Annotated in this window: 19 protein-coding genes; 9 read left to right on the forward strand and 10 right to left on the reverse strand. The window is 61.2% G+C overall.

Translation table 11 applies throughout. From position 1 onward, the window contains the following. The first annotated feature begins 247 nt into the window (after window positions 1-247). Window positions 248-943, forward strand: a complete 696-nt coding sequence (locus tag AC1RR7_RS20560; protein ID WP_007960113.1) for an HAD-IA family hydrolase — start codon at window positions 248-250, stop codon at window positions 941-943. Window positions 944-1,020: 77 nt separating this feature from the next. Here AC1RR7_RS20560 and AC1RR7_RS20565 read toward each other — a convergent pair whose 3' ends face one another. Further along, window positions 1,021-1,767: a 3-oxoacyl-ACP reductase family protein gene (locus tag AC1RR7_RS20565; protein ID WP_102622781.1), complete on the reverse strand. Its 747-nt coding sequence runs from the start codon at window positions 1,765-1,767 to the stop codon at window positions 1,021-1,023. A 125-nt stretch (window positions 1,768-1,892) separates the two neighbouring features. Here AC1RR7_RS20565 and AC1RR7_RS20570 point away from each other — a divergent pair, with 125 nt between their 5' ends. Further along, complete coding sequence (locus AC1RR7_RS20570; RefSeq protein ID WP_493158287.1) at window positions 1,893-2,834, forward strand: LysR family transcriptional regulator; 942 nt, start codon at window positions 1,893-1,895, stop codon at window positions 2,832-2,834. Here the strand turns inward: AC1RR7_RS20570 and AC1RR7_RS20575 are convergent. The 3 genes from AC1RR7_RS20575 to AC1RR7_RS20585 all read right to left on the reverse strand — a co-directional run bounded on the left by AC1RR7_RS20575 (window position 2,803) and on the right by AC1RR7_RS20585 (window position 6,344). Next, window positions 2,803-3,531, reverse strand: a complete 729-nt coding sequence (locus AC1RR7_RS20575; protein WP_493158288.1) for an aspartate/glutamate racemase family protein — start codon at window positions 3,529-3,531, stop codon at window positions 2,803-2,805. The two genes, AC1RR7_RS20570 and AC1RR7_RS20575, sit on opposite strands and share 32 nt — an antisense overlap. A 54-nt stretch (window positions 3,532-3,585) precedes the next feature. Next, window positions 3,586-5,130 (reverse strand): NCS1 family nucleobase:cation symporter-1, encoded by a 1,545-nt coding sequence (locus tag AC1RR7_RS20580; RefSeq protein WP_493158290.1) that lies wholly within the window; start codon window positions 5,128-5,130, stop codon window positions 3,586-3,588. Between the two features lie 479 nt (window positions 5,131-5,609). Further along, on the reverse strand, window positions 5,610-6,344 hold the full coding sequence (locus AC1RR7_RS20585; protein WP_085711886.1) for a phosphoadenylyl-sulfate reductase: 735 nt from the start codon (window positions 6,342-6,344) through the stop codon (window positions 5,610-5,612). Between the two features lie 162 nt (window positions 6,345-6,506). On the opposite strand from AC1RR7_RS20585, the gene thrH reads away from it, so the two are divergent. Then, the gene (gene thrH / locus AC1RR7_RS20590) at window positions 6,507-7,124 is read left to right on the forward strand and encodes a bifunctional phosphoserine phosphatase/homoserine phosphotransferase ThrH (RefSeq protein WP_096822532.1); all 618 of its coding nucleotides are present in this window, start codon (window positions 6,507-6,509) and stop codon (window positions 7,122-7,124) included. 41 nt (window positions 7,125-7,165) lie between these two features. Here the strand turns inward: thrH and pabB are convergent, their stop codons facing one another. From pabB to rloA, 4 genes are all read right to left on the reverse strand, one after another. Next, window positions 7,166-8,509 (reverse strand): aminodeoxychorismate synthase component I, encoded by a 1,344-nt coding sequence (pabB, locus tag AC1RR7_RS20595; protein ID WP_493158291.1) that lies wholly within the window; start codon window positions 8,507-8,509, stop codon window positions 7,166-7,168. Between the two features lie 108 nt (window positions 8,510-8,617). Beyond that, complete coding sequence (locus AC1RR7_RS20600; protein ID WP_096822530.1) at window positions 8,618-9,604, reverse strand: alpha-L-glutamate ligase-like protein; 987 nt, start codon at window positions 9,602-9,604, stop codon at window positions 8,618-8,620. Beyond that, complete coding sequence (gene rloB / locus AC1RR7_RS20605; protein ID WP_096822529.1) at window positions 9,604-11,139, reverse strand: osmotic stress tolerance membrane protein RloB; 1,536 nt, start codon at window positions 11,137-11,139, stop codon at window positions 9,604-9,606. The genes AC1RR7_RS20600 and rloB overlap by 1 nt, the downstream gene beginning before the upstream one ends. 5 nt (window positions 11,140-11,144) lie before the next feature. Next, complete coding sequence (rloA, locus tag AC1RR7_RS20610; RefSeq protein WP_096822528.1) at window positions 11,145-11,681, reverse strand: retropepsin-like aspartic peptidase RloA; 537 nt, start codon at window positions 11,679-11,681, stop codon at window positions 11,145-11,147. Between the two features lie 298 nt (window positions 11,682-11,979). On the opposite strand from rloA, the gene AC1RR7_RS20615 reads away from it, so the two are divergent. The 6 genes from AC1RR7_RS20615 (at window position 11,980) to prpD (ending at window position 20,264) form a co-directional block, all read left to right on the forward strand. Further along, window positions 11,980-12,702 carry a GntR family transcriptional regulator gene (locus AC1RR7_RS20615; protein WP_169432611.1) on the forward strand — a complete coding sequence of 241 codons (723 nt, stop codon included), beginning with the start codon at window positions 11,980-11,982 and terminating at the stop codon, window positions 12,700-12,702. Beyond that, the gene (prpB, locus tag AC1RR7_RS20620) at window positions 12,699-13,589 is read left to right on the forward strand and encodes a methylisocitrate lyase (RefSeq protein ID WP_493158292.1); all 891 of its coding nucleotides are present in this window, start codon (window positions 12,699-12,701) and stop codon (window positions 13,587-13,589) included. The genes AC1RR7_RS20615 and prpB overlap by 4 nt, the downstream gene beginning before the upstream one ends. 43 nt (window positions 13,590-13,632) lie before the next feature. Then, window positions 13,633-14,760: a bifunctional 2-methylcitrate synthase/citrate synthase gene (gene prpC / locus AC1RR7_RS20625; protein ID WP_493158293.1), complete on the forward strand. Its 1,128-nt coding sequence runs from the start codon at window positions 13,633-13,635 to the stop codon at window positions 14,758-14,760. 61 nt (window positions 14,761-14,821) lie between these two features. After that, window positions 14,822-17,416, forward strand: a complete 2,595-nt coding sequence (gene acnD / locus AC1RR7_RS20630; protein WP_493158295.1) for a Fe/S-dependent 2-methylisocitrate dehydratase AcnD — start codon at window positions 14,822-14,824, stop codon at window positions 17,414-17,416. A 54-nt stretch (window positions 17,417-17,470) separates the two neighbouring features. Next, complete coding sequence (gene prpF / locus AC1RR7_RS20635) at window positions 17,471-18,661, forward strand: 2-methylaconitate cis-trans isomerase PrpF (protein WP_493158297.1); 1,191 nt, start codon at window positions 17,471-17,473, stop codon at window positions 18,659-18,661. Window positions 18,662-18,779: 118 nt separating this feature from the next. Next, entirely contained in the window at window positions 18,780-20,264 is a 1,485-nt protein-coding gene (gene prpD / locus AC1RR7_RS20640; protein WP_493158299.1) for a 2-methylcitrate dehydratase, read from the forward strand. A 20-nt stretch (window positions 20,265-20,284) separates the two neighbouring features. Here the strand turns inward: prpD and AC1RR7_RS20645 are convergent, their stop codons facing one another. Together AC1RR7_RS20645 and AC1RR7_RS20650 are read right to left on the reverse strand one after the other, a co-directional pair. After that, the gene (locus tag AC1RR7_RS20645; RefSeq protein WP_273537511.1) at window positions 20,285-21,607 is read right to left on the reverse strand and encodes a nitrate/sulfonate/bicarbonate ABC transporter ATP-binding protein; all 1,323 of its coding nucleotides are present in this window, start codon (window positions 21,605-21,607) and stop codon (window positions 20,285-20,287) included. Between the two features lie 14 nt (window positions 21,608-21,621). After that, window positions 21,622-23,367 carry an ABC transporter permease gene (locus AC1RR7_RS20650; RefSeq protein ID WP_493158300.1) on the reverse strand — a complete coding sequence of 582 codons (1,746 nt, stop codon included), beginning with the start codon at window positions 23,365-23,367 and terminating at the stop codon, window positions 21,622-21,624. Between the last annotated feature and the right edge of the window lie 208 nt (window positions 23,368-23,575).

Consider the following 23,575-nt stretch of genomic DNA (forward strand, 5'->3'; position numbering starts at 1 on the left):
TCGCAGTCACTCGCGCGCATCAAGGGGATGGCGCGAAACTTTGCGGGGGATCAAACAGGAAAGAAGTCAGGCAAGTAGGCGATGTCTGTAGGGCAATTCTCTAAATGTGCCTGGCAACGTTCGGCGGACAACCGACATTGCCCGTTGCTCAACCTCGGCGGCGCTCGTTATGCTGCTGAACCCTTTAATCAGATCCGAGCAGCGGTACCCGATGCCGCCTGGGATGTTTTTGATAACGGATCCGATGATGAATGCACCGCTGAAGGCGTTCGGCCCGATCAAGGCCGTGATTTTCGATATGGACGGTTTGCTGCTGGACACCGAGGGCATCTACACCGAGGTCACCTCGCTGATTGCCGAGCGTTACGGGCGGACTTTCGACTGGAGTATCAAGCAGAACATCATCGGGCGTGGCGCCGGCGATCTGGCCCGTTATGTGGTCGAAGCGCTGGACCTGCCAATCACCGCCGAAGAGTTTCTGGTGATTCGCGAGCCGCTGATGCGCGAGCGTTTTCCGACCGCGCAAGCGATGCCTGGGGCCGAGGAACTGATCCGCCATCTCAAGGCGCACAACATTCCGATTGCCGTCGGCACCAGTTCGTCGCGACAGTCGTTCGGTCAGAAAACCACGCTGCACCGTGATTGGTTCGCGTTGTTCGACTTCATCGTCACAGCGGATGACCCGGAAGTTGGCGCGGCCAAACCAGCCCCGGACATTTTCCTCACCGCCGCTCGCCGTCTCGGTGTGGCGCCGGAAGATTGCCTGGTGTTCGAGGATTCGCCGTTCGGCGTGACGGCAGCGAAAGCCGCGGGCATGACCGCCATCGCGATTCCCGATGCGGCCATGGCCGATGAAAAATACGCACACGCCGACGGGATTCTTCGTACGTTGAAAGCGTTCACACCGAGTGCATGCGGGTTGCCGGCGCTGGACTGGGCCTGATCAAACCGCAGACAAAAAAAACGCCGCCCCTCAGTTAAAGGAGGGGCGGCGTTTTTCGTTATCGACAATCTGATCAATCAGGCGCCGAAACCACCGTCGATGCTCAGGCTGGCACCGGTGATGTAACCGGCTTCCGGGCCTGCGAGGTAGGCGACGAAGCTGGCGATTTCCTCGGCTTTGCCGTAACGACCGACCGCCATCAGCGGAATCAGGCTTTCGGCAAAGTCACCGTGGGCCGGGTTCATGTCAGTGTCCACCGGGCCGGGCTGCACGTTGTTGATGGTGATGCCCCGTGGGCCGAGGTCGCGGGCCAGGCCTTTGGTCAGGCCGACCAGCGCGGATTTGCTCATCGCATACACGCCGCCACCGGCGAAGGGCATGCGGTCGGCGTTGGTGCTGCCGATGTTGATGATGCGTGAGCCTTCGCCCATGTGTCTGGCGGCTTCCTGACTGGCGATGAACACGCTGCGCACGTTGATTGCCAGGGTCTGGTCGAAGTCTTCCAGTTTGAAGTCTTCCAGCGGGGCGACGGCCAGTACACCAGCGTTGTTGACCAGGATGTCGAGGCGGCCAAAGGTTTCGACCGTCGCGTTCACGGCGTTGCGGATGGCGCTGGCGTCGGCGCTGTCAGCCTTGATCGCCAGGGCTTTGCCGCCGGTGGCGGTGATGCTGTTTTGCAGTTCTTCAGCCTTGGCAGCGGAACTGACGTAAGTAAAGGCAACTGCGGCGCCTTCAGCGGCCAGGCGTTTGACGATGGCGGCACCGATGCCGCGAGAGCCGCCTTGAATCAGAGCGACTTTACCGCTGAGGTGTTGAGTGGTCATGTTCGATCTCCAGAAATTTCAAGGCAGGCTGCCTTGTTGTGGTGTCGAGTATCTGCCCCTCGCCAATAGGCGGGTAGACCGTGGTTGCTATAGTCTGTGTAAACCAAAAGTTTATAGTGGCGGCCATGGAAACCTTCAGCAGTATCGAATGCTTCGTACGCAGTGCCGAAGTCGGCAGCTTTGCCGAGGCCGCGCGCCGCCTGAGCCTGACACCGGCCGCGGTGGGTAAAAGCGTGGCGAAACTGGAAGCGCGCCTCGGCGTGAGGCTGTTCCAGCGTAGCACCCGTCGGTTGACCCTGACGGAAGCGGGGCAACTGTTTCTGAGTGAGGTCAGCGGCAGCCTTACCACCATCCAGAACGCGGTGAACAATCTGGCCAGTGCCGGTGGTCAACCGGCGGGCACGTTGAAGGTCAGCATGGGCACGGTGTTCGGCCGCTTGTACATCGTGCCGTTGCTGGGTGAGTTCCTGACAAGGTTTCCGGCGATCAACCCGGACTGGCACTTCGATAACCGCCAGGTCGATCTGATCGGCCAGGGTTTCGATGCGGCGATTGGCGGTGGCTTCGAGCTGCCACAAGGCGTGGTGGCGCGCAGGCTGACGCCGGCACATCGAGTATTGGTGGCTTCCGCAGATTATCTGGATCGGCATACGCCGATCAGCGAACCGGACGATCTCAAGCTGCACGAGGGCATCCTGATCCGCTCTCCGCAGACCGGTCGCGTGCGCTCCTGGCAGTTGACGCATCGCACCCAGCAGCACAGCCCGCTGACCCTCAAGGCGCGAATGACCATGAGCGATTCCGAAGCCGCCTGCGCCACGGCGGCGCAGGGGCTGGGGATTGCACTAGTCAGCATGCCGTTTGCCGTCAGTTATCTTGAGGCGGGAACGTTGCAGCGAGTCTTGCCCGACTGGTACGTCGACGACGGCAATATCTCCATCTATTACGCCGAACACAAACTGCTGCCGGGCAAGACCCGGGCATTCGTCGATTTCATCATCGAGCAGTTTTCAACGCAGAGGCTGGCGGAGCGGTTCAACGCGCAAAACGTGCTGGCCAGCCGATGATGGTTTTCGGACGTGGCGTCGCATAGGTCCGCACCTTGGACGTCGACAGGCCCAGGCGCACCAGTGATTCGGCGATGGTCACAGCGGCGGTGACGCCATCGATCACTGGCACGCCGGTACGCTGACGGATCTTCTCATCGAGCCCGGCCATGCCACCGCAACCGAGGCAGATCACTTCAGCTTTGTCCTGAGTCACCGCCAGTTCGGCCTGATGGACGATTGCTTCCAGCGCCCGCTGCGGTTCGTGTTCCAGCTCCAGAACGGCAAGACCACTGGCACGCACCGAGGCGCAGCGATCCCACAGGCCGGACAGTTTCAGTCGATCCTCAATCAGCGGAACGGTGCGATCCAGCGTGGTGACCACTGAGTAGGCGTGGCCGAGAAACATCGCGGTGCTGGCGGCGGCATCGGTGATGTCCACCACGGGCACATTGAGCAACTCCTGCAAACCTTCACGACCGTGCTCGCCGTACCCGGCCTGGATCACCGCGTCGAACGGTTGTTCGTAGGACATCACCCGGTCCATCACGGCGATGGCGGCCAGGTAACTTTCGAAATTTCCTTCGACTGAATCAGCCCCGAAGTACGGCGTGAGGCCGACGATCTCGGTGCCGGGGGAAGCCACAGCCTGTGCCGAGCGGGCGATGGCCTGGGTGATGGATTCGGTGGTGTTGACGTTGACCACGAGAATACGCATGGGAAGTCCTTATTACGGTTGGTTCTGCGGCCCCGCGAAGGGCCGCCAAAAAATTCAGTGGCTGACGTTTTCGACGGCGATGGCTTCACCGTCCACATCGGCGTAGTGCGGTTGGCGTTTGGCGATGATCAGGTAGAGCATTCCGGCGATCCCGGCACCGATCAGCCAGGAGAAGGGCGAAACGCTGTGGAAGCCCGGCACCAATGCCAGGACGATGGCGATCAGCGCGGCCGGAATGAACGCCGCCACCGCCCGCAGATTGACCCCGCGGCTGTAGTAATACGCGCCGTTCGGGTCTTCGCTGTACAGCTGCGGTACGTGGATCCGGCCTTTGCGGATCAGCCAGTAGTCGACCATGATCACGCCGTACAGCGGGCCGAGCAGGGCGCCGAGGCCGGACAGGAAATACACGATCACCAGCGGGCTGTTGTAGAGATTCCACGGCAGGATCAGTACCGCAATCGTCGCGCTGATCAGCCCAGCGCGGCGAAAGGTCAGGTACTTCGGCGCCAGGTTACTCAGTACGAAGGCCGGGGCGACAAAGTTGGCCATGATGTTCACCGCCACGGTGACGATCAGGAACGCCAGGCAACCGAGCACCAGGAAGAACGTGTTGGGGATCGAGGCGATGATTTCGGTCGGGCTTTCGATAATCCGGCCGTTGATCTGAAATTGCGCACCGCACAGCAGGACGGTGATCCCGGCGAACACCAGAATATTCACCGGCAGGCCCCAGAAGTTTCCGACCTTGATGGTTTTGCGGCACGGCGAAGAACGGGCGAAGTCGCAGAAGTTGAGGATCAGCGTGCCGTAGATCGCCAGCCACAAAGCGCCGCCGGCAAAGATATTGCGCCACATCTCGCCGCCGGTCAGCGGTTCGCGGATCGACCAGGCAATGGTCGCGTTGGCCTGGGTGTACATCCACGCGGCGAGGCAGGCGACGGTCAGCAGAATCACCGGCCCGGCGAAGGCTTCGTAGCGACGAACCATCTCCATGCCGTAGGCCAGAATCCCCAACTGCACGAACCAGATTGCCACGAAACACACCCAGCCCAGGCTCGACAGGCCGAGGATCGAGTTGTGGTCGTAGTTGGCGAAACCGGGGTGAACTGCCGTGAGCAACACGCGAAACACCACCGACGCCAGGTACGTCTGAATCCCGAACCAGGCGATGGCGATAATTGCCCGGATCAACGCAGGAATCTGCGCCCCGTGGATACCGAAACTGATCCGGCTGATGACTGGAAACGGCACCCCGGTTTTCTGCCCCATGTAACCGGACAGGTTCATGAAGAAATACACCAGCGCCGCGCCGATCCCTAGCGACAGCAGAATCTGCCAGCCGCCCAGACCCAGGGCGTAAAGGCCGATGGCAAACGAGTAGTTGGCGATGTTGTGCACATCGTTGGTCCACAGGGCAAAAATGCTGTATTTGCCCCAGCGACGTCCTTCGACCTTGGTCGGTGCGAGGTCACTGTTGTGCAGACGCGGGCTCAATTGCAGCGGTTCGGCGATGCCATCACCGGGCACGGTGTGATCGAGGGTTGAGGAGGAGGGCAGATTCAGCGCGATGTTGTTGTTCGAGAGACTCGTACGCATTCCGGCAGGCTCCTGATGTTCGGGCCGCGATGACTGTGCATGAGCGCTCTGGCCCGGCAGATCTTCGTCGCGGCGGTGAAACATCACTGGTTACGGGGCATCTGCAGCCTGTACGGGATAGGGCGCTTCAGGCTTGCGGATCAAAAGTGTGGGTTCATGTTTCGCAGTTTTGTATACAAAACATGTATGCACTAAAGCCAGATCTGTGCCAGTCAGCGATCTATGAAAATCGCCGTTGATTTCGAATAGTTATTGAATGGCGCTAAGTCGCTGAAATTCAGGTGATATAAATTGACCGTTTGAACAGGTATTTATTTTTCGGGAGGGATTTTGGCGGACGTCGGAAGGGATCGCTTTGGAAGCGGGATGTAACTTTTCAGGGCGCAGAAATGAAAAGTGCACACATAAATGGCACCGATGGTGACATTCGTGTGTACACATTTTTCATGTCTGGCAGAGACAACTGTGGGTCGAACGGTTTACGCCTTGCTGATGATATTCCCGGCATGCAACCCGCATTCTTTCTGGGTCGCTTCTTCCCACCACCAGCGGCCTTCGCGCTCGTGCTGGTTTGGCAGCACAGGGCGGGTGCACGGTTCGCAGCCGATGCTGATGAAACCGCGCTCATGCAGGCTGTTGTACGGCAGCTCCAGCATGCGGATGTAGCCCCAGATTTCCTCGCTGGTCATCTGCGCCAGCGGGTTGAACTTGTACAGGGTGCGCTCCGGGGTGGAGAACGCGCTGTCGATTTCCATTACCGCGACCGCGCTGCGGGTGCCAGGGCTCTGGTCACGGCGCTGGCCGGTGGCCCAGGCTTTGACACCGGACAGTTTGCGGCGCAGCGGCTCGATCTTGCGGATGCCGCAGCACTCGCCATGGCCGTCCTTGTAGAAACTGAACAGGCCTTTTTCCTTCACGAACGGTTCGAGTTTCGTGTAGTCCGGCGAGACCAGTTCGATGTCGATCTTGTAGTGCTCGCGCACCTGATCGATGAATCGGTAGGTTTCCGGGTGCAGACGGCCGGTGTCGAGACTGAACACCTTGACGTTCTTGTTCAGCTTCCAGGCCATGTCCACCAGCACCACATCCTCGGCGCCGCTGAAAGATATCCACAGGTCATCACCGAACTCGGCGAACGCGAGCTTGAGGATGTCTTGCGCGGATTTGTTGGCATAGGTCGTGGCGAGTTCCACGACGTCGAACGTTGGGCTCATCAGGGCGGCTTCCTACAGGTCGGTGGCGCTGGGCGCTCTATATGGCGGCGATGTTAACAAAAAGCGGCGCAGGCCGGGGGCCACTCTGCGTTGCGTGGCCCGGAACGAGCCGCTAGAGTTCGGGCTCGCTCGACTCAATAAACATTACAAACGGAGTGTCCTGTGGAAATTGCCTGTCTTGATCTTGAAGGGGTGCTGGTACCGGAAATCTGGATCGCCTTCGCCGAAAAAACCGGAATCGAATCGCTCAAGGCCACCACCCGGGACATTCCCGACTACGACGTGCTGATGAAACAGCGCCTGCGCATCCTCGACGAGCATGGCCTCAAGCTTTCAGACATTCAGGAAGTGATCGCCACCCTCAAGCCGCTGGACGGTGCGGTGGAGTTCGTCAACTGGCTGCGCGAGCGGTTTCAGGTGGTGATTCTGTCGGACACGTTTTATGAGTTTTCCCAGCCGCTGATGCGTCAACTGGGCTTCCCGACCTTGCTCTGCCACCGTCTGATTACTGACGAAAGCGGGCGGGTGACGAGCTATCAGTTGCGTCAGAAAGATCCGAAACGTCAGTCGGTCCTGGCCTTCAAAAGCTTGTATTACCGGGTGATTGCGGCGGGGGATTCCTACAACGACACCAGCATGCTGGGCGAAGCGGATGCGGGGATTCTGTTCCATGCGCCGGATAACGTGATTCGGGAATTCCCGCAGTTTCCGGCGGTGCACAGCTTTGGCGAATTGAAGCAGGAGTTTCTCAAGGCTTCGAATCGCGACTTGAGCCTGTAAGTCATACTGTGGCGAGGGCGCAACCACCCTCGCCGCAAGCGTCAGAGGTTCTGCAAGGTTTCGAGCAGGACCCTGACCTTGGTGATCGACTCCTGATACTCCGCCTCCCAATCCGAGTCGGCCACAATCCCGCCACCGCCCCAGCAACACACCTGCCCATCCTTCACCAGCAGACTGCGAATGGCGATGGAACTGTCCATCTCGCCGCGCACATCCAGGTACAGCAACGAGCCGCAATACAACCCGCGTCGGGTCGGTTCCAGTTCGTCGATGATCTGCATCGCGCGGATTTTCGGCGCTCCGGTGATCGAGCCGCCGGGGAAGCTGCCGGCAATCAGGTCCAGGGCATCGCGATCATCCGCCAGTTCGCCGGTCACGCTGCTGACCAGGTGATGCACGTTCGGATAACTTTCCAGGCTGAACAACTCCGGCACTCGCACGGAGCCGATTCGGCAGGTGCGGCCCAAGTCGTTGCGCAGCAGGTCGACGATCATCAGGTTTTCCGCGCGATCTTTGGGGCTGGCCAGCAGTTCGGCGGCGTTGGCGGCGTCTTCGGCCGGGGTCGCGCCTCGGGGGCGGGTGCCCTTGATCGGGCGGGTTTCCACCTGACGCTGGCTGACTTTGACGAAGCGCTCGGGTGACAGGCTTAGTACTGCGTTACCGTCAGGCAGGCTCTGGAACCCGGAAAACGGTGTCGGGCAGGCCTCGCGCAATTTGCAGTAGGCCAGCCATGGATCGCCCTGGCACGGCGCGCGGAAACGCTGGGCGAAATTGACCTGATAGCAGTCCCCGGCCTGGATGTATTGATGAATGCGTTCGAGTGCTTGGTGGTACTCATCGGCCGAGAGGTCGGCTGCCATCGGGCTGTTCAGCTTGAACGGGGTCAGCTTGCCGACTGCCGGTTGGCTGAACACATCGATCAGGCGTTGTTTTTCGCTAGCGCTGACCGACGGGTGAAACACCAGCTGGCTGGTGGCCTTGTGGTGATCACTGATTAAAGCCCAGTCGTACAGACCAAAACGCGCATCCGGCAGCTGCAGATCATCCAGCGCCTGACTCGGCATGTTTTCCAGATGCCGGCCGAAGTCGTAGCTCAGGTAACCGATCAATCCACCGGCGAACGGTAGTTCATAGGCGTCAGGCAATTGCGCGTCGCCCAACCGCGTCAGATTATCCCGCAGGCGTTGCAGGAAACTCTCGCCGCGCTCGTCCGGCAACACCGCCAGTTGTTCCAGCGGCCAGGCGCTGAGCAGGTCATAACGGCCACGGTCGGCACTTGGCCGGCCACTGTCGAGCAGCACGGCGCCGGGCGCATGGCGGACGGCCGCGAAATAGTCGGCGGGGTTGGCGCGGTAGGGCAGCGGGTGTACGGAACAGGTCAACATGGGCGGGGCAGATCGGCCATCGAGGCGGGGTGGGGATTGTAGTCCCCTCGGGGAATTGCTCCTAGAGGGGATGTCGGGGATTGGCAGATCAGAGGCCGGTAACGCGACTCAGCCCTCAACAGCCGGAATATGCCCAAACAACTCCTGAGCAAACGCCACGCGCTCTTCAACCGTTTCAGTCACACCACGTGCCTTGAGGTCTTCCAGATGCGCTTCCACCGCATGGGTGCGCGAGGTCAGGCCGCAGTCGTTGGCAATCTGGATATTCAGCCCCGGTCGCGCATTCAGCTCGAGAATCAGCGGGCCTTTCTCCTGGTCCAGCACCATGTCCACGCCGATGTAGCCCAGCCCGCACAGCTCATAGCAACCGGCCGCGAGCCTCATGAAACCGTCCCAGTAGGGCAGTTGCACGCCGTCCACCGCGTTGGTGGTGTCCGGGTGTTTGGCGATGATGTTGTTCAGCCAGGTGCCGCGCAATGTCAGGCCGGTCGCCAGGTCGACCCCGACGCCGATGGCGCCCTGGTGCAGGTTGGCCTTGCCGCCGGACTGACGGGTCGGCAGGCGCAGCATGGCCATCACCGGGTAGCCCATCAGCACGATGATGCGAATGTCCGGCACGCCTTCGTAGCTGATGCTCTTGAAGATCTGGTCCGGGGTCACCCGGTATTCGATCAGCGCCCGGTCACGGTGGCCGCCCAGCGAATACAGGCCGGTGAGGATGCTGGAGATGTGATGCTCGAGCTCTTCGTGAGTGAGGATCTTGCCCGATACCGTGCGATAGCGACCCTCGAAACGGTCAGCGATGACGATGATGCCGTCACCGCCGGCGCCCTGGGCCGGCTTGATCACGAAATCGCTGCGCCCGCCGATGATCTCGTCGAGATTGTCGATTTCCTTCTCCGTGGAAATCACGCCATACAGTTCCGGCACATGAATGCCGGCCTTGATCGCGCGTTCCTTGGTGATGATCTTGTCATCGACGATCGGGTACAGGCTGCGCTTGTTGTACTTGAGCACGTAGTCCGCGTTACGCCGATTGATGCCCATGATGCCCCGGGCTTCCAGGGCCTTCCAGGTCTTCCAGAAACCGAACATCAGGCGTCAGCCTTCTTCAGGAAAGCCTTGAAGCGCACCAGTTCGGTCAGGCGATAACCGCGATAGCGACCCATGGCCAGCATGAAGCCCACCAGGATCAGCAGGATCGCCGGGAAGGTGAACACGAAGTACACCAGCTCCGGAACGGTCATGATCAGGTGCGCCAGGGACGCCGCGAACAGCGTGCCGATCGCCACTTTCAAGGCATGGCTGGCGCCGCGTTCTTCCCAGGTGATCGACAGGCGTTCGATGGTCATGGTCAGAATCACCATCGGGAACAACGCCACCGACAGGCCGCGTTCCAGGCCGAGCTTGTGGCTGAACAGGCTGATCGCCGCGATCAGCACCACCACGAACGTCAACACCACCGACAGGCGCGGCAGCATTTGCAACTTCAGGTGCTCCAGATACGAACGCAGCGACAGGCCCAGCGCCGTAATCACGGTAAACAGCAGGATGCCGAAGCCCAGCTGTGTTTCGCGGAAGGCCAGGGCGATCAGCACCGGAGTGAACGTGCCGAGGGTCTGCAGGCCGATCAGGTTGCGCAGGATCAGGATCACCAGCACGCCGATCGGGATCATCACCATGATCATGAACGTCTGCTGGGTTTGCAGCGGCAGGCCGTACAGCGAGTATTCGAGGAAGTTGGCGTCGGTGTTTTCGTCAGTCAGCTTGGCCAGACGAATCGCGTTCATCTCGCTGTTGTTCAGGCTGAAGGTCACGTTGGCTTTCTTGCCGCCGTCGACGGTGATCAGGTTTTCATCGCCGCTCCACCACAGCAGGCGGTCGGTCGGCAGGCCTTGTTCGCCGGTTTCCGGGTTGAAGTACAGCCAGTCGGTGCCATTGAAGCTGCGCAGCCACAGTTCAGGGGTTTGCGGCTGATCGGCGACGAGGCGGATGGTGTGGACCTTTTCCACCGGCACGTGGGCGATGGACAGCAGCAGTTCGACGATTTTCGCCTTGTGCGGCGTCGACGGATCGCCGGCCAGCAGCAGTTTCACGTTGTCGTCGTTGACGTTGTTGACGCGTTTGATTGCCTCGCCAATAAAGGTTTCGACGTCGGCCGAGTGTTGGCGGATCGGCGCGAGCAGGGCTTCGGCGGCGATTTTTTCCGGGCCTTCGATGGCGATGCTGTCGCGGAAGGTCGGGCCTTTGATCTTGGTTTTTTCAGCGGTGTAGCGCTTGGTCAGCACCAGACGGTAATACAGGGTCTGGTTGCCCTTGGCCCGGCGCGCCGACCACGTGACCTTGCGGTTGCCGTCGACACGGTTGACCGCCACGCCGTAGTTGTTGGAGATAAAGCTTTCATTGAGGCTGACGTAATCGCGGCTCAGGGGCGGCACGAACATCTGGATCTTCACCGGATCCTTGGTGCTGGCGACGAACTCGACCTTGGCGTCGATGTTCCACAAGTCGTCGGTGGCATCTTCGGTCACCGGGATGCCGAGCACGAAAATCTGATAGGCCGTAACCGAAACGCCCAGGAGCACCAGAATGGTGATCAGGATTTTCAGGTGGAAGGTTAGAGAACGCATGGAAATTACTCGGCGGTATGAGCGGCGATGGCGCAGGCGGGTTTGCCGGCAGCGTATTTAAGACTGGGATCGACCAGCGCATCGAAGCGTTTCAGCGCCTCGGAGCCGATCAAAAGCGGGTATTGGAACGCACTGCGGTCGGTCAGGTTCACTTCGATGCTGCGCATTGCCGTGCCCATGCAGATATCCAGCTCGATCACCGGGCGGGCGGTGTACTTCTTGCCTTCTTCCGGGTCGTAGTCGCCGGCGCGGCGCTTGATCTTGCTGACCCGGGCCAGCGGCCGTTCGATCGGGTGCGAATGCGCGGCGTCGATGGCCAGGTAGAAGCGCACCCAGGACTCGCCGTTGCGCTTGAAGCGTTTGATGTCGCGAGCGCTCAGGGAGGCGGTTTTCGCCCCGGTGTCGAGTTTGGCTGCCACTTCCAGGTTGATCCCGTCGAGGGCGGCGTATTCGTTGAGGCCGTACACAGTCTTTTCCCCCGCCACAGCCAGGCTGGGCAGGCAAAACAGATAGAAAAAGGTGGGGAAGGGCTTGAGTCTCATAAATCCTGGCGAGCAGCGGTCCGTTCTCGGTTCAGGGCCACGGCGTCAGGAGATCCTGTCTGCGCGCGCCTTCGTGTGCCTATCAGCTTTTTATGACAAGCCGTGCAAGTGACCAGCAAATGCGGGCGGCATTCTAGCACGGTGGTTTTATGGCGCCAGCGCCCGAGCGGGTCTATAACCCTTGGGGTTGATGCTGGGGGTTATTAGACGATTGTCGACAATATCCATTTATCCTTTGACTGATGAAGGCTGATTCGCTAGTTTTTGCCGCATTGGTTTTCAAGGTGTCGACAATATGCTGGATCAACTCGATCCCCCGGTCATCAGCGGCGACGATTCGGAAACCCTGTCCGAAAACGTCTTCCGACGTATCCAGGCCGCCATCGTCAAAGGCGAGATCGCCCCGGGCAGCAAGATCTCCGAGCCGGAACTGGCGCGCACCTACGGCATCAGTCGCGGGCCGCTGCGCGAGGCCATTCACCGGCTCGAAGGCCAGCGCCTGCTGGTGCGCGTGCCGCACGTCGGTGCGCGGGTGGTGTCGCTGAGCCACGCCGAACTGCTCGAACTCTACGAAATCCGCGAATCCCTCGAAGGCATGGCGTGCCGTCTGGCGGCCGAACGCATGAGTGTCGAAGAAATCGACGAACTGCGCCGGGTGCTGGAAACCCATGAGCGCGATGCGGCTTTTCAGGCCGGCGTCGGCTACTACCAGCAGGAAGGCGATTTCGACTTTCACTACCGGATCATCCAGGGCAGCGGCAACCGCACCCTCACGCAGATGCTCTGCGGCGAGCTCTATCAACTGGTGCGCATGTACCGCATCCAGTTTTCCACCACGCCTAATCGCCCGCGCCAGGCCTTTGCCGAACACCACCGGATTCTCGATGCCATCGCCGACCGTGACGGCGAACTCGCGGAATTGTTGATGCGCCGCCACATCGGCGCCTCGAAACGCAACATCGCCCGTCATTACCAGGACGGCGCCGACAATAAGACAGCCACTGAACGAGGTGAGTCATGAGTTTCAACAAGAGCACTCCAGGCCAGCGTTTCCGCGATGCGGTCGCCAGCGAACATCCGTTGCAAGTGGTCGGCGCGATCAACGCCAACCACGCGCTGCTGGCCAAGCGCGCCGGCTTCAAGGCGATTTACCTCTCGGGTGGCGGGGTGGCCGCCGGCTCCCTCGGCGTGCCGGACCTGGGCATCACCGGCCTGGATGACGTGCTGACCGACGTGCGCCGCATCACCGATGTCTGCGACCTGCCGCTGCTGGTGGACGTGGACACCGGTTTCGGCGCCTCGGCGTTCAACGTGGCCCGCACCGTGAAGTCGATGATCAAGTTCGGCGCCGCGGCGATCCACATCGAAGACCAGGTCGGCGCCAAGCGCTGCGGCCACCGTCCGAACAAAGAGATCGTCACCCAGCAGGAAATGGTTGACCGCATCAAGGCTGCCGTCGATGCCCGTACCGACGACAGCTTCGTGATCATGGCCCGCACCGACGCGCTGGCCGTTGAAGGTCTGGAATCGGCACTGGATCGCGCCGCCGCGTGCATCGAGGCCGGCGCCGACATGATCTTCCCGGAAGCCATCACGGAGCTGGACATGTACAAGCTGTTCGCCAGCCGCGTGAAAGCGCCGATCCTGGCCAACATCACCGAGTTCGGCTCGACGCCGCTGTACACCACCGAGCAGTTGGCCGGTGCCGATGTGTCGCTGGTGCTGTACCCGCTGTCGGCGTTCCGCGCGATGAACAAGGCCGCGGAAAACGTCTACACCGCGATCCGCCGCGACGGCACCCAGCAGAATGTCATCGACACCATGCAGACTCGCATGGAGCTCTACGATCGCATCGATTACCACACCTTCGAGCAGAAGCTCGACGCGTTGTTTGCGGCGAAGAAGTAAGCCGCAACCGTACTCCCTAACAAATTCAAGATTGGAGACAACAATGGCCGAAGCAAAAGTACTCAGTGGCGCCGGGCTCCGGGGCCAGGTTGCCGGGCAAACCGCACTGTCCACCGTGGGCCAGGCCGGTGCCGGGCTGACCTATCGCGGCTACGACGTGCGCGAACTGGCGGCAGACGCACAATTTGAAGAAGTCGCGTACCTGCTGCTCTACGGGGAGCTGCCGACCAAGGCACAGCTCGCCGAGTATCAAGGCAAGCTGAGCAAGCTGCGTGACCTGCCGCAAGCGCTGAAAGAAGTGCTGGAACGCATCCCCGCCGACGCCCACCCGATGGACGTGATGCGCACCGGTTGCTCGTTCCTGGGCAACATCGAGCCGGAGAAAGACTTCTCCGAGCAGCGCGACAAGACCGACCGCCTGCTGGCCGCGTTCCCGGCGATCATGTGCTACTGGTATCGCTTCAGCCACGACGGCAAACGCATCAACTGCGTGACGGACGAACAGTCCATCGGCGGCCACTTCCTGCACTTGCTGCACGACAAGAAGCCGAGCGAATTGCACGTCAAGGTGATGAACGTGTCGCTGATCCTCTACGCCGAACACGAGTTCAACGCTTCGACCTTCACCGCTCGGGTGTGCGCTTCGACCCTGTCCGACCTGTATTCCTGCGTCACGGCGGCCATCGGTTCGCTGCGCGGCCCGCTGCACGGCGGTGCCAACGAAGCGGCGATGGAAATGATCGAGCGCTTCTCGTCGCCGGAAGAGGCGATCAAAGGCACCCTCGGCATGCTCGAGCGCAAGGACAAGATCATGGGCTTCGGCCACGCGATCTATAAGGACAGCGATCCGCGCAACGAAGTGATCAAGGGCTGGTCGAAAAAACTCGCCGACGAAGTGGGCGACAAGGTGTTGTTCGCGGTTTCGGAAGCCATCGACAAGACCATGTGGGAGCAAAAGAAACTGTTCCCCAACGCCGACTTCTACCATGCCTCGGCGTACCACTTCATGGGCATCCCGACCAAGCTGTTCACCCCGATCTTCGTCTGCTCGCGCCTGACCGGCTGGGCGGCGCACGTGTTCGAACAGCGCGCCAACAACCGCATCATCCGTCCAAGCGCCGAGTACGTCGGCGTCGAACAGCGCAAGTTCGTGCCAATCGAACAGCGCTGACCGGGGAGGGCGCCGGTACAGGCGCCCCCTCTTTGAAACTACCGTGACCGAGTCCTGACCGATGAACACAGAATTTCGCAAGAACCTGCCCGGCACGCCGCTGGACTTTTTCGACGTCCGCGCGGCTGTCGATGCGATCCAGCCCGGCAGCTACGACACCCTGCCGTACACCTCTCGCGTGCTGGCGGAAAACCTCGTGCGTCGCTGCGACCCGGCCACGCTCACTGATTCCCTGAAGCAACTGATCGAGCGCAAGCGCGACCTCGACTTTCCGTGGTTCCCGGCCCGCGTGGTGTGCCACGACATTCTTGGCCAGACCGCGCTGGTGGATCTGGCCGGCCTGCGTGACGCGATTGCCCAGCAGGGCGGCGACCCGGCGCAGGTCAACCCGGTGGTGCCGACGCAACTGATCGTCGACCACTCGCTGGCGGTGGAAGCGGGCGGTTTTGACAAGCAGGCGTTCGAGAAGAACCGCGCCATCGAAGACCGCCGCAACGAAGACCGTTTCCACTTCATCAACTGGACCAAGAAGGCGTTCAAGAACGTCGACGTGATCCCGCCGGGCAACGGCATCATGCACCAGATCAACCTGGAGAAAATGTCTCCGGTGATTCAGGTGCGTGACGGCGTGGCGTTCCCGGATACCTGCGTCGGCACCGACAGCCACACCCCGCATGTCGATGCGCTGGGCGTGATTGCCATTGGTGTCGGTGGTCTCGAAGCCGAGAGCGTGATGCTCGGCCGCGCGTCGTGGATGCGCCTGCCGGAAAGCGTCGGCGTCGAACTGACCGGCAAGCTGCAACCGGGCATCACCGCCACCGACATGGTGCTGGCGTTGACCGAGTACCTGCGCAAACAAAAAGTGGTCGGCGCGTGGCTGGAGTTCTTCGGCGAAGGCGCTTCCGCGCTGACCCTCGGCGACCGTGCGACCATCTCCAACATGGCCCCGGAATACGGCGCCACGGCGGCGATGTTTTACATCGACCAGCAGACCATCGACTACCTGAAACTCACTGGTCGCGAAGACCAGCAAGTGCAGCTCGTCGAGCAATACGCCAAGCAGGTCGGTCTGTGGGCCGACAGCCTGAAAGGTGCGCAATACGAGCGCGGTTTGACCTTCGATCTGTCTTCGGTGGTGCGCAACATGGCCGGCCCGAGCAACCCGCACGCCCGCGTGGCAGTGTCGGATCTGGCGGCCAAAGGCATCGCCGGTCAGTGGGAAGACGTGCCGGGGCAAATGCCCGACGGCGCGGTAATCATCGCCGCCATCACCAGTTGCACCAACACCAGCAACCCGCGCAACGTGATCGCCGCCGGCCTGCTGGCGCGCAACGCCAACCAGCTCGGGCTGACCCGCAAACCCTGGGTCAAGTCGTCGCTGGCGCCGGGCTCGAAAACCGTGGCGCTGTACCTCGATGAAGCAGGGCTGACCACGGAGCTGGAGCAACTCGGTTTCGGCGTCGTCGCGTTTGCCTGCACCACCTGCAACGGTATGTCCGGCGCGCTGGACCCGGTGATTCAACAAGAGATCATCGACCGCGACCTGTATGCGACCGCTGTGCTGTCCGGCAACCGCAACTTCGACGGCCGGATTCACCCGTACGCCAAGCAGGCGTTCCTCGCTTCGCCGCCGCTGGTGGTGGCTTACGCGATTGCCGGCACCATCCGTTTCGACATTGAAAAAGACGTGCTCGGCGTGGTCGACGGCAAGGAAATCCGTCTGAAGGACATCTGGCCGAGCGACGAAGAAATCGACGCAGTGGTGAAATCCTCGGTCAAGCCCGAGCAGTTCCGTCAGGTCTACATCCCGATGTTCGCCATCCATGAAGACACCGGCCCGAAAGTCACGCCGCTGTACGACTGGCGCGAAATGAGCACCTACATCCGCCGTCCGCCGTACTGGGAAGGCGCGCTGGCCGGGGCACGTCCGCTCAAAGGCATGCGCCCGCTGGCGGTGCTGCCGGACAACATCACCACCGATCACCTGTCGCCGTCGAACGCGATCATGCTCGACAGTGCCGCCGGCGAATACCTGGCGAAAATGGGCCTGCCGGAAGAGGACTTCAACTCTTACGCGACCCACCGTGGCGACCACTTGACCGCGCAGCGCGCAACGTTTGCCAACCCGAAACTGTTCAACGAAATGGTCGTGGAGAACGGCAAGGTCAAACAGGGTTCGCTGGCGCGTGTGGAGCCGGAAGGCAAAGTGATGCGCATGTGGGAAGCCATCGAAACCTACATGGAGCGCAAGCAGCCGCTGATCATCATCGCCGGCGCCGACTACGGCCAGGGTTCGTCCCGGGATTGGGCGGCCAAAGGCGTGCGTCTGGCGGGTGTGGAAGCGATTGCCGCCGAAGGTTTCGAGCGCATTCACCGCACCAACCTGGTGGGCATGGGCGTGTTGCCGCTGGAGTTCAAACCGGGCACCGACCGCAAGACTCTGGGCATCGACGGCAGCGAAACCTACGACGTGATCGGCGACCGCAAGCCACGCGCTGACCTGACGCTGGTGATCCATCGCAAGAACGGCGAACGCGTCGAAGTGCCGGTGACCTGCCGCCTCGACACCGCCGAAGAAGTGTCGATCTACGAGGCCGGCGGCGTGCTGCAACGCTTCGCCCAGGACTTCCTCGAAGAGTCGGCGGTTGCCGTTTAAATCAATCGATGTGGGCATGGGACTTCAAGTCCCATGCTTTCGTTAAGGAGCACCATGGCTCACGCACCGCAAATAAAGATCCCCGCCACCTACATGCGCGGCGGCACCAGCAAAGGCGTGTTTTTCAGTCTCAAGGACCTGCCCGAAGCGGCGCAGATTCCCGGCCCGACTCGCGATGCGCTTTTGCTCCGGGTGATCGGCAGCCCCGATCCGTACGACAAACAGATTGACGGCATGGGCGGCGCCACGTCCAGCACCAGCAAAACCGTGATCCTGTCGAAAAGCATCAAGGCCGATCACGACGTCGATTACCTGTTCGGTCAGGTGTCCATCGACAAGCCGTTCGTGGACTGGAGCGGCAACTGCGGCAACCTGTCGGCGGCGGTCGGCTCGTTCGCCATCAGCAACGGTCTGGTGGACGCCAGCCGCATTCCGCACAACGGCGTGGCGGTGGTTCGCGTGTGGCAGGCCAATATCGGCAAAACGATCATTGCCCACGTGCCGATCACCAACGGCGAAGTCCAGGAAACCGGTGATTTCGAACTCGACGGCGTGACCTTTCCGGCCGCCGAAGTGCAGGTCGAATTCATGGACCCGGCGGCGGAAGAAGAGGGCGGCGGTGGCTCGATGTTTCCCACCGGCAACCTGATCGATGAGCTGGAAGTGCCGGGTGTCGGTACGTTCAAGGCGACCATGATCAACGCGGGCATCCCGACGATCTTCGTCAATGCCGAAGACATCGGTTACACCGGCACCGAACTGCAGAGCGCGATCAACAGCGATCCGAAAGCCTTGCAGATGTTCGAGACCATTCGTGCCTACGGTGCGTTGCGCATGGGCCTGATTTCCAATCTGGATGAAGCGGCCAAGCGTCAGCACACGCCGAAAGTGGCCTTCGTCGCCAAACCTGCGGATTACGTGGCGTCCAGTGGCAAGGCGATTGGGGCCGGGGATGTGGATTTGTTGGTGCGGGCGTTGTCGATGGGCAAGCTGCACCACGCGATGATGGGAACCGCCGCAGTGGCGATCGGCACCGCCGCAGCGATCTCCGGCACCTTGGTGAATCTGGCGGCCGGCGGTGTTGAACGCAATGCCGTGCGGTTCGGGCATCCGTCCGGGACGTTGCGTGTGGGGGCTGAGGCCAGTCTTGAAAACGGCGAATGGGTTGTGAAGAAAGCAATCATGAGCCGTAGTGCGCGGGTACTGATGGAAGGTTTCGTCCGCGTGCCTGGAGATTCGTTCTAACGCACAGTCGCTGAGAGCGAACCTGATCGCTCTCAGCGCTTTACGCATTTCAATAACAAGAAAAATTAGCCCTGAACCGAGGTCCCATCAACGAACCACTTCCAAGAGTGAATCGAACATGAGCGCCAACGTCGACCTGAACAACCGCCCCGACTACGACCGTGTCCTGCAGGACATCGCCGATTACGTCCTCACCTGCAAGATCGAATCTGCCGAAGCCCTCGACACCGCCCGCAACTGCCTGATGGACACGCTGGGCTGCGGCCTGCTGGCTCTGCGTTTCCCCGAATGCACCAAACACCTTGGCCCCATCGTCGAAGGCACCGTCGTGCCGTTCGGCGCGCGAGTCCCCGGCACGTCCTATCGCCTGGACCCGGTAAAAGCCGCGTGGGACATCGGCTGCATCGTGCGCTGGCTGGATTACAACGACACCTGGCTCGCCGCCGAATGGGGGCATCCATCGGACAACCTCGGCGGGATTCTCGCGGTGGCCGATCACCTGTCGCAGAAACGTCTGGCCAATGGCGAAGCGCCGCTGACGGTGCGCGATGTGCTTGAAGCAATGATCATGGCCCACGAGATTCAGGGCGTGATCGCGCTGGAAAACTCCTTCAACCGTGTAGGCCTCGACCACGTGATTCTGGTGAAAGTGGCTTCAACGACGGTTGTCGCCAAACTCATGGGCGCCAATCGCGAACAACTGTTGTCGGCGTTGTCCCATGCGTTCGCCGACGGTCAGGCGTTGCGCACTTACCGCCATGCGCCGAATGCCGGTTCACGTAAATCCTGGGCGGCAGGGGATGCATCGAGCCGGGGCGTACGGCTGGCGGATATCGCGATGCGCGGCGAAATGGGCATTCCCGGCGTGTTGACGGCCAAACAGTGGGGTTTCTACGACGTGCTGTTCAGCCACACCAATAACGACTTGGCGCTCAAGCCTGAAGACAAACGCGCCTTCAGCTTCTCGCGACCCTTCGGCAGTTACGTAATGGAAAACGTGCTGTTCAAGATCAGCTTCCCCGCCGAATTCCACGCGCAAACTGCCTGCGAAGCCGCCGTGACCCTGCATCCGCAGGTGCGCAATCGTCTGCATGAAATCGATCGGATCGTCATCACCACCCACGAATCGGCGATCCGCATCATTTCCAAGGTCGGGCCGCTGGCCAATGCCGCCGACCGCGACCACTGCATCCAGTACATGACCGCCGTGCCGCTGGCGTTCGGCAATCTGGTGGCGGAGCAGTACGAAGACGATTTCCACGCAGCCCATCCGGTCATCGATGTGCTGCGCGAGAAAATGGTCATCGTCGAAGAGCCGCGTTTCACCCGCGAATACCTCGAAGCCGACAAGCGCTCGATTGCCAATGCGGTGCAGGTGTTTTTCAAGGACGGTTCCAGCACCGAAAACGTGGTGGTGGAATACCCGATCGGTCACCGTCGGCGCCGGGCCGAGGGCATTCCGTTGTTGGAGGACAAATTCAGGGCGAACCTGGCCACGCGTTTCACCGGCCAGCGCAGCGCCGAGATCCTTGCGCTGTGCAAGGATCAGGCGCGGCTTGAGGCGACGCCGGTGAACCGTTTTGTTGACTTGTTCGTGATCTGAATCGCCGGGATGGTCGAGGGCTACAGGCTGCCCTCGACGTCCTCCAGGCTGAATGTCTCCGTATGGTCGTCGTAAGAGAAAATCTCCGCGTAACGGCCCCAGGCAATCACGATCTCCAGGTTTTTCTCGACGAAGGCTTCAGTCAGCGAATCTTCCAGTTCCTGCTCGAAACGCACCCGTGGCGCCCGGTGGCCGTTGCGTTCCAGCAACACCTGGCGGATGCGTGCGGCCAGCGGTATGTAGCGGATCAGATGTTCGGCAAACAGGGTCTTGCGTTCCTGGGTGCCGTAGTCCGCAAACAGTTTGCCGGCGTCGGTCAGGGTGATGTCGGCGCCCTTGAGTTCGGCGAAGCCCAGGTATTCGAGCATCTCGGCCACCGGAAACAGGTCGTCCACTTCCAGCAAGCGCCGCTCGGCCACGGTGGGCAGGCCGGCGTGGCCGTTGTAGGGCTCGGCCGCGAGGGTTTCGATCAGGCCGGCCATCAGGTTGGTGGACACTTCCTGCAGCGGGCTGCTGATCTTCAGCTCGGGTTTGCCGGTGCTGGCGTCGGCACTGCGGCGGTCGGTCATCTGCGCGTAAATGTCATCGACCATCTGCCGGAAAGCCGGGTCCAGACGATTGCGCGGATGGGCGAAGGGCACCTTGATTTCCGCCACCAGCCGCCCGGGGTTGGACGACAGCACCAGAATGCGGTCGCACATCAGCACCGCTTCTTCGATGTTGTGGGTCACGATCAGGATCGATTTGATCGGCAGTTGCTTGCCGCTCCAGAGGTCCAGCAGGTCGTTCCTCAGGGTTTCGGCGGTCAACACGTCCAGCGCCGAGAAGGGCTCGTCCATCAACAGCAGTGTCGGGTTGACCACCAGCCCGCGAGCGAACCCCACGCGCTGGCGCATGCCACCGGACAATTCGCGAGGGTAGGCGTTTTCGAAACCGTCCAGGCCGATCAGGTCGATGGCGGCCAAGGCACGCTTGCGCGCTTCCTTGCGTTCGACCTGCAGGGCTTGCAGGCCGGCTTCGACGTTTTCCAGCACGGTCAGCCACGGGAACAGCGCAAAGGTCTGGAACACCATGGCCACGCCTTCGGCCGGGCCGTCCAGCGGTTTGCCGTGGTACAGGACTTCGCCGGACGAAGGCTCGATCAGGCCCGCGATGATCCGCAGCAGGGTCGATTTGCCCGAGCCGGAGCGGCCGAGCATGCCGACGATCTCGCCTTCGTGCAGGGCCAGGTCGACCCCGCTGAGCACTTGCAGCTCGTCCTTGCCCTTGCCAAACAGCCGGTTGACGTTGGTGAGCGAGTAGATTTCGGGTGTGGCGCCAGCGTGTTCGGTAAAGGTATTCATCACATCGAATCCCGTCAGTTCAGGCGAAGTTTGTTTTCGGCCATGGCGTACATCGGCCGCCAGACCAAGCGATTGAAGGCCACGACAAAGAACGACATCACCACCACGCCGAGGGTGATTTTCGGGAAGTCACCGGCAGCCGTGGTTTGCGCGATGTAGGCGCCGAGGCCGTGGGCGACGACCTTGTCCTGCCCCCAGGACACGAATTCGGAGACGATGCTGGCGTTCCACGCACCGCCCGAGGCGGTGATGGCGCCGGTCACGTAATACGGGAAGATCCCCGGCAACATGACCTTGCGCCACCACAGCCAGCCGCGAATGCGGAAGTTGGCGGCGGCTTCCTTGAAATCATTGGGGAAGGCGCTGGCCCCGGCGATCACGTTGAACAGGATGTACCACTGGGTGCCGAGCACGATCAGCGGGCTCAGCCAGATGTCCGGGTTCAACTGGTAACGCAGGATCACAATGACGAACACCGGGAACAGCAGGTTCGCCGGGAACGCCGCGAGGAACTGCGCCAGCGGCTGGATCTTTTCTGCCAGCGCCGGTCGCAGGCCGATCATCACGCCCAGCGGCACCCAGATCAGCGAGGCGATGAAGATCAGTCCGGCCACCCGCAGCAGGGTAAACAACCCCATCAACAACACATGCCCGACCTCGGCAAACGTCACTTCGGTGCCGACGTACAGCGCGATGTGGTAGAGCGCATAGGCGGTCAGCAACCCGATAAACGAGCCCCAGATCCAGTCAATGGCCTTGGTGGTGGCGGGACTTTCCGAGGCCATGACCTTGCGCGCCGAACGCGGCAAGCTCAGGCGCATGTTGCCGAGCCGGCCGATGACGCGGGTGACGGGGCGCAAAATGCGCTGGATCAACCGGGTGCGCTGGATCAGATTCAGTACCCAGGACTCCGGCGCGGCGGTCTGCGATGCGGTGTTTTCCATGCGGAACTTGTCGGCCCACGCCACCAGCGGGCGGAACAGGAACTGGTCATAGATCAGGATGACCACGACCATCGTCAGGATGACGTAGCCCACCGCGTGCATGTCTTTTTGCGCGATGGCCATGGCCAGGAACGAACCGATCCCCGGCAGGGTGATGGTCTGGTCGCCGACGGTGATCGCTTCGGACGCCACCACGAAGAACCAGCCGCCGGACATGCTCATCATCATGTTCCAGACCAGTCCGGGCATGGCGAAGGGTACGTCGAGCTTCCAGAATTTCTGCCAGCCGGACAGTTGCAGGTTGGTCGATACCTCCACCAGATCCCGCGGCAGCATGCGCAGCGACTGGTAGAAGCTGAAGGTCATGTTCCATGCCTGGCTGGTGAAAATGGCAAAGATCGCGGCGAGTTCCGCGCCCAGCACCCGGCCTGGAAACAATAATAGAAAGAAGGTCACGGTGAAGGAGATGTAACCCAGCACGGGCACCGATTGCAGGATGTCCAGCACCGGCACCAAGAGTTTTTCGGCCCGACGGCTTTTCGCCGCCAAGGTGCCGTAAAGCAGGGTGAACACCAGTGCCGCGACCATCGCCGCGAGCATGCGCAGGGTGGTGCGCATGGCGTATTCGGGCAGGTTGCTCGGGTCGAGGGACACCACCTCACTTTGCAGGGAGCCGATCGGGGCCCAGGTTTCCCGGGCACCGATGGAGAAAAACAGCAAAAAGCCGATCACCAGCGGCAGGGCGATCAAGTCCCAGCGATTGGGCAGCAGGCGCCGTGTTGTGGCCGGGATGTAGTGACGGAACACTTTATTCATAAGCAGTGAGTCCTGCAGCGTTCTGAATGGAGGCGCGGCTGTCTGAGCGTAGCTTCTGTCTGCATTGCGCACCCGGGAACGAGCGGGCGCTCATTCCATGACTTCAAGCAGGAAGTGGATGCTGCGGACCCGGTGAATTCACCGGGTCGAGAGGGTTGGCGCATCCGGTTTCGGGCCGGATACGCAACTTGCGCGGATTGTATATTTC

The sequence above is a fragment of the Pseudomonas sp. GW821-FHT11G12 genome, assembly GCF_058808055.1.